7 protein-coding genes are annotated in these 11,290 nt (G+C 39.3%); 3 read left to right on the top strand and 4 right to left on the bottom strand.

From position 1 onward, the window contains the following. Positions 1 to 2: 2 nt before the first annotated feature. The 4 genes from HMPREF9331_RS07170 to HMPREF9331_RS07155 all read right to left on the bottom strand — a co-directional run bounded on the left by HMPREF9331_RS07170 (position 3) and on the right by HMPREF9331_RS07155 (position 4,196). Positions 3 to 848, bottom strand: a complete 846-nt coding sequence (locus HMPREF9331_RS07170; RefSeq protein ID WP_016420330.1) for a metallophosphoesterase — start codon at positions 846 to 848, stop codon at positions 3 to 5. Positions 849 to 915: 67 nt separating this feature from the next. After that, positions 916 to 1,203, bottom strand: a complete 288-nt coding sequence (locus HMPREF9331_RS07165; RefSeq protein ID WP_016420329.1) for a cyclic-phosphate processing receiver domain-containing protein — start codon at positions 1,201 to 1,203, stop codon at positions 916 to 918. A gap of 147 nt (positions 1,204 to 1,350) precedes the next feature. Then, positions 1,351 to 2,976 (bottom strand): PDDEXK-like family protein, encoded by a 1,626-nt coding sequence (locus tag HMPREF9331_RS12615; protein WP_016420328.1) that lies wholly within the window; start codon positions 2,974 to 2,976, stop codon positions 1,351 to 1,353. Positions 2,977 to 2,981: 5 nt separating this feature from the next. Continuing rightward, a complete protein-coding gene (locus HMPREF9331_RS07155) occupies positions 2,982 to 4,196 on the bottom strand; it encodes a PDDEXK-like family protein (RefSeq protein WP_016420327.1) in 1,215 nt (404 codons plus the stop codon). Between the two features lie 565 nt (positions 4,197 to 4,761). Between HMPREF9331_RS07155 and glgP the strand changes: the two genes are divergently transcribed. The 3 genes from glgP (at position 4,762) to HMPREF9331_RS07140 (ending at position 11,016) form a co-directional block, all read left to right on the top strand. After that, entirely contained in the window at positions 4,762 to 8,958 is a 4,197-nt protein-coding gene (glgP, locus tag HMPREF9331_RS07150; RefSeq protein WP_016420326.1) for an alpha-glucan family phosphorylase, read from the top strand. A gap of 246 nt (positions 8,959 to 9,204) precedes the next feature. Next, positions 9,205 to 10,332 carry a tetratricopeptide repeat protein gene (locus HMPREF9331_RS07145; protein ID WP_016420325.1) on the top strand — a complete coding sequence of 376 codons (1,128 nt, stop codon included), beginning with the start codon at positions 9,205 to 9,207 and terminating at the stop codon, positions 10,330 to 10,332. A gap of 30 nt (positions 10,333 to 10,362) precedes the next feature. After that, positions 10,363 to 11,016: a DedA family protein gene (locus HMPREF9331_RS07140; protein ID WP_016420324.1), complete on the top strand. Its 654-nt coding sequence runs from the start codon at positions 10,363 to 10,365 to the stop codon at positions 11,014 to 11,016. Positions 11,017 to 11,290: the final 274 nt, after the last annotated feature.

Genomic DNA, 11,290 nt, shown 5'->3' with positions numbered 1-11,290 from the left:
CACTATTCGTTATTTATGGGCGAATTGTCTTTCGCCCCTACTTCTATATATCGTCCCCACTCGAAGCCTTCATTTTCCTCACGCATGACGTAACCGAGTTGGTTGGTAGTCAGAACCGTATTGCCAATTCTGAAATCGGGTTGGTTGAAGTGGTGATGGCCATAAATCCAATAATCAATGGCACTCTTTTCAATAAAATCGGTAAGGTCAAGGACAAAGGCATCGTTCAGTACGCTGCCCAAGTACATTTGCGGGTAGTACTTAAGGGTGGGAACATAGTGGGTAGCCACTACAATATGGTCTATCTCTCCTGCTTTCTTGGCTTGGGTGGCCTTTTTGACGGCTGTTTTGAGAAACTTAACCGCTGTTTTGTTGAAAGCGTTGAAGTCAGCTACTTGTAGGGAGTCTATTTCCTCTCCTTTTTCGGGGTTCTGCACAGTGATATAGTGGAAGTCGCTCATACCATACTTAATCTTGGCAGCATTCTTCCTTCCGATATGGCTCCACATTGTACAGAGAATCAGTTGGGTACGGTCGATACGCTCGGTATAGTTGTCTACCAAAAATAGATTGGGGATTTCCTTCATCGGCTGCTCATAGCGGGTAGCGGTGTAGTTGTGTGTAAAGATATAGTACTCATGGTTGCCAGGAATCCAGAACACTTTTTTGTAGCTCTTGCATAGGTCGGCTATCTCGCTCTTAAAGAGTACACGAGAGAGCTGTACAAAGGGACACAAATCGCCTGCGATGATTAGGATATCACCCACGCGCTCTATAGCGTTGTTGTCAATCCAATTGAGATTGTCCTCAAACTCAAGGTGTAAGTCGGAAAAGTATTGTATTTTCATCAAATAATGGTTAATGTTCAATGATTAATGGTTAATGAGCACAAATATACTATTTTTTATCAAAAAATTAAACCTCAAAACTTCTAAAGTTCTCCAACAAGCGTTCTATATTTTCCTTGCCTACAGGGTTTTGGCTATGTACTTGATAGTTGGGCAGAGGGAGTTGATGCACTAAGCAGTACTCTACTAAATACTTTGCACAGTCATAACCTGATAAGTCTTCCCCTAAGTCATGGTCAAAGGAAATAAAATCAGGCAAACCTTTTCTCTCAAGATAGGCCACAAACTCCTCGTAGCTATATACACGGTCAAAACCCTCTGGGGTAGGGCGAAGGTCATCTAAATACAACTGCATAATTATTAATTGTTAATTGTCAATTCTTTCTTCCACGCTGCAAAGATACACATGTAAATGGACAAACTATGACCATGTGTAATATTTTTTTGGAAAAATATCCCCACTTTTCTTAGGAGTGGGGAAGTTTTGTTATAAAGACCGATATTAAGCTATTTTGATATCTATAAAGTTAATATAATTATCCTCAAAGTCTTTAAATTTCTGTGCTAAAGTTTCTCCCTTAAGAAAAAATCTATAACGAGTATCAGGTCTTATTTCATAATTAGTAGGGATTAAATGTTTGATATCTTTATTGTCTCTATGAAGGCAATCTAAAAACATCTCTTCGTTTTCTATATAGAGATCACAAGCCAATCTATTATTAAAATCAACAACAAAACAACGATTATCATAAATCCATTTTTTAGTAACATTCTTATAATTGCTGATATTGAATGTATTTTCAAAAAGATAGTAAATCTCAAGGATATTGATATTTTTTAGTTTTTTTACTGGATTATTTAAGAAGTTGGTAAGGTCTAATTGTTCACCATTGAGAAAGTTTAAATAGTCCTCAGCATATTTTTCAAAATACTGAATAAAACTCTCGTATAAGTGCTCAGTTAGTTCCTGCATTTTAGTCTCATTAGTAAGCAACTCAATGAAGTTATCTTCGTCAGTTTTTAATTCAATACCTTCAAAAATAGGACAAAATTCATAATTTAACCATCCTTCTTTCTTGTTTTCTGGATAGGACATAGGAAAAGGAATCTGGAGGTTAGGATTTTTGTTGAATAACCCATAAAACACTCTATGTCCAAAGTGTTGAGCTGTTGTTAACGGGTTAAATTCTTCTATGGCAATACTGCCATTATCATTGAAAAATTTAGGCTTTATGAATATTCTGCCTCTATCGCTTAGGCTGTTAAGAGTACCTGTATGGAAAATATGCCACTTAGAGTTTTGATTTTGTAAGTAGCTTGATATTTTACGACTTAAATTTTCGATAATGACGTTAATAGGATTGTAAATAGCTTTTTCAAAACTTTTATAGATAAGGCTACTTTCACTATAGTTTTTTAGAATGAGGTCTTGAATGTCTTTTTCCATTTCTTTGTTAATAGTTTGATAGGTGAGCTTTTTGATAAGATTGATGTATTGATTAATAGTTTCTCTAATAATAGCATTATCAGCAACTTCTTTTTTACAAAGCTCAAGCCATTCTACAATGTGTTTTTTGTAAGATATGTTATAGATAATACAATCTTCGCTATGAATACTACTTGGCTTATCCCCAAAAAGTGTTAAGAAGAAAATATGATGTTGTTTAGCTGCTTTTTTAGCATAGTTGTAGTATCTTTCCATCTGATTTTCCTGCTCCCCTGCATATATTTTGTTCTCAATACAGATAAAGTTTTCTTTACCTTCAGAGATAGCAATATCTAACCGTCCCCCTTCTTCTTTGGTTTTAGGAGCTATATATTTTTCTACTTCAACAACTGACTTTTTAGGATTTAACTCTATGGGTGAATTTAAAAAATTATTATTATCTTCTATTCTCCTTAGATCATTGAAGTATTTTATAAATAATTCTAAAAATTTCTCTTCTTGAAAATGACTTCCCTTAGGATTAAGTAGTTCTGCAATAAAGCGAGAATGAGTGTTCACTTCATCTGTTTCCATTCGTAAAATAGAGAAAATATTAAAATCTTCATTAGTACTTTTTTTAACTATTTCATAAGCCCTATTAATGTTGGATAGATGTTTGAAGAGTGATACTATATTTTTCATTTTGTTTACTCTTTAGGATCTACATTTATTGTCTTGAAAAGCTCAACTACTTTAGGATTGTTTGTATATTTGGTAATTACTTCTTTTATTCGTTTTACCAATTGAGTATTATTATAAAATTGCCAAGGTAAATCAACTTCATCAAATTCAAAACAATCATCTTTCAGACACATAACATAATTGCTATTAGAATCCTCTATCCATTGAAAATCTTCACCAAAAATTTCCTCAAATTGGGTTTTATATTTATCTTTTACTTTATAGAGCTTTTGTCCCCAAATTGAAATTCCATATTCGGAAGGGTAGAACAAGATACACATATCTGTCCAGTCACTTCCTTTAATTCCCCAACGGAAATCATAGGGAGATAATGTTTTTCTTTGTCCCCAAAAGTTATCTGAATTTTCAACTTTCATTTCTTTCTCAAAGTCTGTTATCCATTGAGATTTTAAATTTTGAAATTGATTTACAATCTCATTGAGATTTTTCCATTCTTCAATGGTTTCTAAGTGTTTCTTTAAAATTTCCATATATTGTTTGTCTTTTATTTTTGTTTTACTCCAATAAGTTATATAGTTGTTGATAAAGTATTTAATAATATTACTTTCACTTATGCTATTAGCACATTCTGTCAGCCACTCTTTTATCTCTTTTACATATGTCCAAGTCGTAATAATATTTTCATTAAGTTTTTCAGGATATTCCTCTGCCGATAGATAATTAGGACGTTCTTTGGTCTGTTCTGTAGGGTTACGATCATACCACCAACCATCAGGTAAATATACAATACGAGAGTAGTTTTTGTCTTCAGCTCTCTCCATATCTTTATGATGAAATTGGAATATAGCACTATCCCAATAGCGGTATAATTGATTATTTTGGTTTACAGCTCCATTAGATTTGTTCTCAATTACAATACTAATTGAGTTAGATTGTAAAAGAATATCAATATTATTCCTTTCAACAAACACTTTCCATTCTTTCTCATTAAAGTTAGTTATATCAAATTCTAATTTATCAAGAAAGAGTTTTAGGAAAGCTCCTCCTTGTCCATGTGTTTCCTTTGGATCCAAGAGAAAAGCTAAAATACGACTATGCTTAGTTTCAGTAATTTTCCAAAACTTATCTTCAATAAATTGGAAAAAATTAAAACTATTACCTCCTTTTTGGTTCTGTCTTTGAATCTTGTCGAATTCTTCTAATAATTCTTGTATTTTCATTTTTAATATTTATTTTTTCCTCTTAAAAACACACTAAGCGCAGGCTTCCTTCTACTTCGTCCGGAGCCCGACCAAAGGCTAACACAAAAGCAAAAAGGAATACCTGCGCTTATAAGGCAGGCATTTCGTCCTTTGCTTTCCTTGTGCTATTGAAATGTTTGGTCGTATTCCGGAGCGGGAAAATCAAAGCGAAACGCTATATCATGATATTTCTATGGTATGTTTATCTCAAATATTTAAGTGTTTTAAAATTTGCGACAAATATACAAAATTTTTATGACATGTATTTCCTTTTTGCCTATAAAAATCTATGGATTTATAAACTTCTTTCTTCCACGATGCAAAGATAGCCGCCTAACTGGACAAACCGTGTCAGGGTAATTGTTAATTATCAGCTGTCAATTGTTAATTATTAGTGGTTAGCCCTCATAACAATTAACGATTGACCGTTAACCATTAATCGTTGATAATCAAGTTGTTGAAAAAAAGAGATTAAAAATCAGTTGTTTTACTTTTTTTCCTTGTAAATATTATTTATATTTGCAGAGTGTTAGAACCATAATCAATGAAAGAAGAAATAACAATGGATCCGAATTATTTATTTGAAATTAGCTGGGAAGTATGCAACAAGATTGGGGGCATACATACCGTATTGGCAACACGTGCTGCACTGCTCAGAGACAAGTTTGCAGACAAGTATATTACCATAGGCCCTGACCTATGGCAACACAAGGAAAACCCTGAGTTCGTACAAGATGACGCGCTTTTCCCTTCATGGCTCGCTCGTACAAAGGAGGAAGGCCTACGCGTAAGAACAGGGTATTGGAATATAAAAGGAAAACCCATTGCTATTTTGGTGGATTTTTCCCATTATATTAGCGAGAAAAATGAAATTCTTACCTATTATTGGAATACCCAACAGCTGGATTCGCTCAATGCCTCTTGGGACTTTACCGAGTCTGCCCTCTTTGGCTATGCCGTAGGAAAGGTCTTGGAGAGCTTTATCCGTTTCCAAGTAGGGGTACGCGAACGTGCCATTGCCCATTTCCATGAGTGGATGAGTGGTACTGCCTTACTCTATCTCAAGCAGGAAGTTCCACAGGTGGGTACCGTATTCACTACTCATGCGACCGTCTTGGGTCGTAGCATAGCTGGCAATGGCTGGGCACTGTACAACTATTTGGAGGAGTACAAGCCTACCGAATTGGCCTACCGCTTCTCCGTACAGCATAAGCACTTCCTAGAAGCTAAGGCTGCTTGTCAGGCCGATGTATTTACTACTGTAAGCGATATTACTGCTCGCGAGGCCGCACACTTCTTAGGCCGTATCCCAGAGGTGGTTACTCCTAATGGCTTTGACGAAGGTCATATAAGCGATCGTACTAGCTTCCTTGAAAAACACAAAAGAGCTGCCGCTAAGCTCCAAGAAGTAGCCCAAAAGGTTACAGGAACTACCTTTGAAAAGAAACCTTTCTTTGTGGCTATTAGCGGACGCAATGAGTTCAGAAACAAGGGAATAGATGTCTTTATCGATGCTCTTCAAGAAATCAATAAGGATGCTACCTTTGACCGAGAAGTGGTTGCTTTCATTCTTATTCCTTCGGCTTATGAAGGAACTAACACCGTTGGGCAGACTTATACGACACATTTGGTAACTGATGAATATCACAATACTATCATATCCAAACTAAAAGAAGCACAATTCTTTAACCAACTGCAAGATAAGGTAAAAGTGGTGTATTGTCCGAGCTATCTTTTGGGCAATGATGGGGTGTTTGACCTCTCCTACTACGACCTTTTGACAGGGATAGACCTTACTGTATTCCCGTCCTACTATGAGCCATGGGGCTATACACCTTTTGAGAGTTTATGCTTTGGGGTGCCTACCATTACCACTACCTTAGCAGGCTTTGGCTCTTGGGCTTTGGCGCATTTCCCCAACGAAAACTTGGCCTTGAAGGTGCTCCGTCGCGATGACAGCAACTACCAAGAAGTGGTGGTAGGAGTGGTAAGCCAAATAGAAAAAATTGCCCGCCTCTCCCCTACTGCTTACGAAGCACTATGGGAAGATGCCCAACAGATAGGAAAGGCAGCCCTTTGGGATAAGTTTTTTGTTTATTACCAAAAAGCCTACGAACTCACCCTCAATAAGTTACAACCACGCTTGGCCAACCTACCTATAGCTGATACCGATGTGGAAGTATGGGAACAATCCAAGGTAGTCAATACGCCTTTCTGGCGCAGTGTGATCGTACACCGTGCTACTCCTGAGAAATTCAAAGCCCTTGAGGAATTGGCTAAAAACCTTTGGTGGTGCTGGAACGAAGAAGCTGAACAACTTTTCAAGAGCATAGATCCTGAAGAGTGGCGTCGTGCACATAAGAACCCTATTTTGCTACTTGACTCCATTTCACTCAGTAAGTTCAAGGCCTTGGAGAACGATGCTACCTTCATGGCACGTTTGGATAAGGTATACAAAGACTTCTTGACTTACATGGAAAAGAAGAAAGAGATGACCAATCCTTCCATCGCTTACTTCAGCATGGAATTTGGTTTGCACTCTTCGCTAAAGATCTACTCTGGAGGTTTGGGTATCTTGGCCGGCGACTACCTCAAGGAAGCCAGCGACAAGGCTACCAAGATCACAGGGGTGGGCTTGCTTTACCGCTATGGTTATTTCACTCAGAAGATTTCTGCCTTTGGTAATCAAGAGTCCGAATATGAAGCACAGGATTTCACCAAGATTCCTGTTTCCCCAGTGCTTGACAAGGATGGCAAATGGCTAAAAATCTCCTTGGCCTTGCCAGGTCGTACCCTCTATGCACGTGTATGGCGTGTGGATGTAGGGCGTATTGAGCTTTACCTCTTGGATACTGACTATGAGGACAATAACGAAGAAGACCGCACCATCACTCACCACTTATATGGAGGTAACTGGGAGAACCGACTCAAGCAAGAAATGCTTTTGGGCTTGGGTGGTATCAAGGTACTCCGCAGCTTAGGTGTTTCCTATGATATATACCACTGCAACGAAGGACACGCCGCCTTAATTGGTTTGGAACGTTTGAACAAATTTATCAACGAACATCACCTTTCTTTCTCCGAAGCGGTAGAAGTGGTTCGTGCCTCTTCCCTCTTTACAACGCACACCCCAGTACCTGCGGGGCATGATGCCTTTGAGGAAACTATGCTACGGGCTTTCATAGGCGACTATGCCGAAAAACTCCATGTGGATTGGCAACAGATTCTTTCCCTTGGTAAGATCAATGTGAATGATCCTCATGAGAAATTCTCCATGAGCTTCTTGGCTGCAAACCTCTCTCAGGAAGTCAATGGGGTGAGTATGCTCCATGGCGAGGTAAGCCGTGATATCTTCAAAGATATGTGGAAAGGCTACCTACCAGAGGAACTCCATATCAGCTATGTAACCAATGGAGTACACCGTCCTACCTGGACTTCGCCCCTATGGAAAGAAGTGGAAGAAAAGTACTTCAAGAAGGAGATTGGCGCCTATACAGAAGCATCGTTCGAAGGTATTTACGATGTCCCTGATGAGAAAGTAGCCCAAATCAAGCAAGAACTCCGCTCTAAGCTCATACGCCGTATCAAGCACAACCTAACCGATAGTCAAAATATCACCTATTTCACTCCTCGTGAGATTGTGGAAGTATTTGATTCTCTACGTGATGATGTACTTACCATAGGTTTTGCCCGTCGTTTCGCTACTTATAAGCGTGCTCACCTGCTCTTTACCAATCTAGACAGGCTTGATGCGATTATCAATAACCCAGAACGTCCTGTACAGTTTATCTTTGCTGGAAAGGCTCACCCTGCCGACAAGGCTGGGCAAGACCTCATCAAGCATATAGTGGAAATATCCAAGCAGCCACGCTTCTTAGGAAAGATCATCTTCCTCTCTAACTATGACATGGACTTGGCCCGTACCCTGATCCAAGGGGTGGATGTATGGATGAACACGCCTACACGTCCGCTCGAAGCCTCTGGTACTAGTGGAGAAAAGGCCGCTATGAACGGGGTGATGCACTTTAGCGTACTCGATGGCTGGTGGGTAGAAGGTTACCGCGAAGATGCCGGCTGGATGCTTCCTCAAAAACGTACCTATGAAAACCAAAAGTACCAAGACGAACTCGATGCTGAGCTGATCTACAACATCATAGAAGACCAAATCGCTCCTGCTTTCTATAACAAGGACAAAGAGGGCAAAGGTATTTCCATAGAATGGTGTAACTTTATCAAGAATACCATAGGTAAGGTAGCTCCTAAATTTACAACCTATCGTATGCTTACTGATTATGAAAACCAATACTACTATCCACAGCAAAAACGCTCTAAACTACTTAGATCCAACAACTTCGAGAAGGCTATTGCTCTTTCTCAGTGGAAGAAGAAGGTTAGCCAAGAGTGGGCACATATACGAGTGGAGAAAGTGGTTGCCCCTAAGCGAGACACCGAACTGATCTCCTTGGGTAAGAAGTATGAGGCCACTGTAGACCTCTACCTAAGCGAACTTACTCCTGAAGATATAGGCTTAGAACTAGTGGTTACTCGTAAGGAAGAAGGTACGCTAAAGGTAGACCAACTCATTCAGGCAGAACTTATTTCCTTCTCTGGCCGTGTAGCTACCTATAAGCTCTCCGCTGCCACTGAGGGTGCAGGCCTCTTTATGATTGCTTTGCGACTCTATCCTAAGCATGAACTCTTGCCTCACCGCCAGGATTTCCCATTGGTGAAATGGCTCTAAAAAAGTTTTGAGTTTTGAGTTTTTTTAATTACTCAGATTAAAAATTCAAAACTAAAAACTAAGCACTAAAAAGGCTGTCCTTCGGGGCAGCCTTTTAAAGTTATCAACAAAATAAAAAGTTATAACCAACTTTGTCGGAGATAGGATAAAAAGTTGTATTTTAGCTCCCTGAAAAAATGCACTTTATACAGCGGGCAACTTCTTGATTATAAGAGTGTTCGCTGTAGCCAATTACTTAAAATAACAATGTACTCAAATAAAGATGAACGCGGGGAGGTGATTTCTCGTTATGAGACCCTGCTTAGCGAACATAAGGTAGGTTTTTTTGAAAGCTATCAGTATGAGGATATTATCCTTTACTATTTTGAAAATGCCAAATATGCCAAGGCCAAACAGGCCATAGACACAGCCCTTAGCCAATTCCCCTTTGTAGCTGCTCTTAGGCTCTTACAGGCCGAGATGCTGATCTATGAGGATAACCTTCAGCAGGCAGGTGATATCTTGGACGAAATCCTCCACGAGGAGCCTTACAATGCCGAGATATATGTGCAGCGCGCCCACTTATATTCTAAAAAAAATAACCATACCAAGGCCATAGAACTACTCCAGTATGCCCTTTCCTTCAGTGATGACCCTTCGGATATTGATTCTCAGATTGCCATGGAGTATATGTATATGGAGTCGTATGCCTTGGCCAAGAAATATTTCAAACGCTGCCTAACTCGCGATCCTGAGGATTATTTTTCCCTACAACAACTCCTACACTGTTTTGATTTCTTAGGCGAAAACGAGCAGGCTATACAGTTCCTTACTGCCTTCCTTGACAACAATCCTTATTGCGAAGTGGCCTGGCATAGCTTAGGCAGGCAATATATGGTACAGAACAATTTTCAAGAGGCACTCAGGGCGTTTGATTTTGCCATTATCAGCGATGACACCTTCACAGGCGCCTATTTTGAAAAAGGAAAAGTATTGGAACGCCTCAAGGAATACAAGTTGGCCATAGAGAACTATAAAATTACCCTTTCTCTGGACGACCCCTCGTCTTTTGCCTATTTGCGCATTGGCAATTGCTATGAGAAGTTGGGCGATAGAGTGATGGCCGAGCAGTATTATTTCAAGGCTGTACACGAAGACCCACAGTCAAGTAAGGCTTGGCTAGCCTTGGTGGATTATTATGCTAGGGAGAATGATTATGAAAAAGCCGAAAAATACGTCAATCAAGTACTGCTCAACGAAGGAGACAATCCTACCTTTTTGCGTCGTTGTGCTGAGATATACGCCCATGTAGGCCGCTTGGAAGAAGCCAAACAGATATTCAACCAAGCCATGGATCTGGGGCGTTATTCTTACGACCGTCATACAGACGAGTGATTAAACACAAAACACTAAATAAGAACATATATGGAACATTTCCAAAGCTGGAGCGACCTTGTAAATCCAGAGTTTTACATTAAGTTAGGTGGATATTGGTTGGTATTATTCATCATCTTTGCCGAGACAGGGCTTTTCATAGGCTTTTTCCTCCCTGGGGATAGTCTCCTATTTATTTCTGGTATCTATGCTGTACCTATGGTAAGGGATACCTTTGGTATTACAGGTAGTGATTTCTTGGATACGACCATCATAGCCTCCTCTATTGCTCTGGCGGCTATCATAGGTAATATGGTCAGTTATTGGTTTGGTAGGCGTAGCGGACATGCGCTTTACGAACGTAAAGATTCGTTCTTCTTCAAGCGCAAATACCTACTCAAGGCCGATGTTTTCTATAAACAGCATGGTGCCGTTGCGGTCATCGCTGCTCGTTTTCTCCCTATTGTACGTACTTTTGCCCCTATCGTAGCGGGGATTGTAGGGATGCGCCGAGGCCAGTTCATGGTATACAATATTATAGGTGCCATAGCATGGTCTTTTACCCTTGTTTTTATGGGACACTACCTAGATAAGCTCTTTATAGACCAATTTGGCATAGATCTCAAAAAGCACTTAGAGCTAATCGTCCTCTTCATTGTACTGATTACCACTGCACCTGTACTCATTAAACTAATTAAAAGGTAAAAAGTAAAAGGTAAAGTAAAAATCCGAATCAATAGTAGAAGAACAATTGTATAGTCTAATTCATTAAGGGGCTGTCCGAAAATCCAAAACACTGCTTTTTGAAGTGTAAATAACACTCAATTTAAATCTTATTTTATTGATAATCAGTTGTTTTTGGGTATTGCTGTAGGGGCAAAGTCCGCGAAAGCGGAGTATGTGAGGCAATTCGCCCTCTAAAAACAAGGCTTTTCGGACAGCCTCTTAGATAGTTTGCTAATAGTGTTTTATAGTCAAT

This window comes from Capnocytophaga granulosa ATCC 51502 (genome assembly GCF_000411115.1).
Classification (GTDB): domain Bacteria; phylum Bacteroidota; class Bacteroidia; order Flavobacteriales; family Flavobacteriaceae; genus Capnocytophaga; species Capnocytophaga granulosa.
Note: the sequence above shows the minus strand (reverse complement) of the source record. Positions and strands in the feature narration are given on the sequence as shown.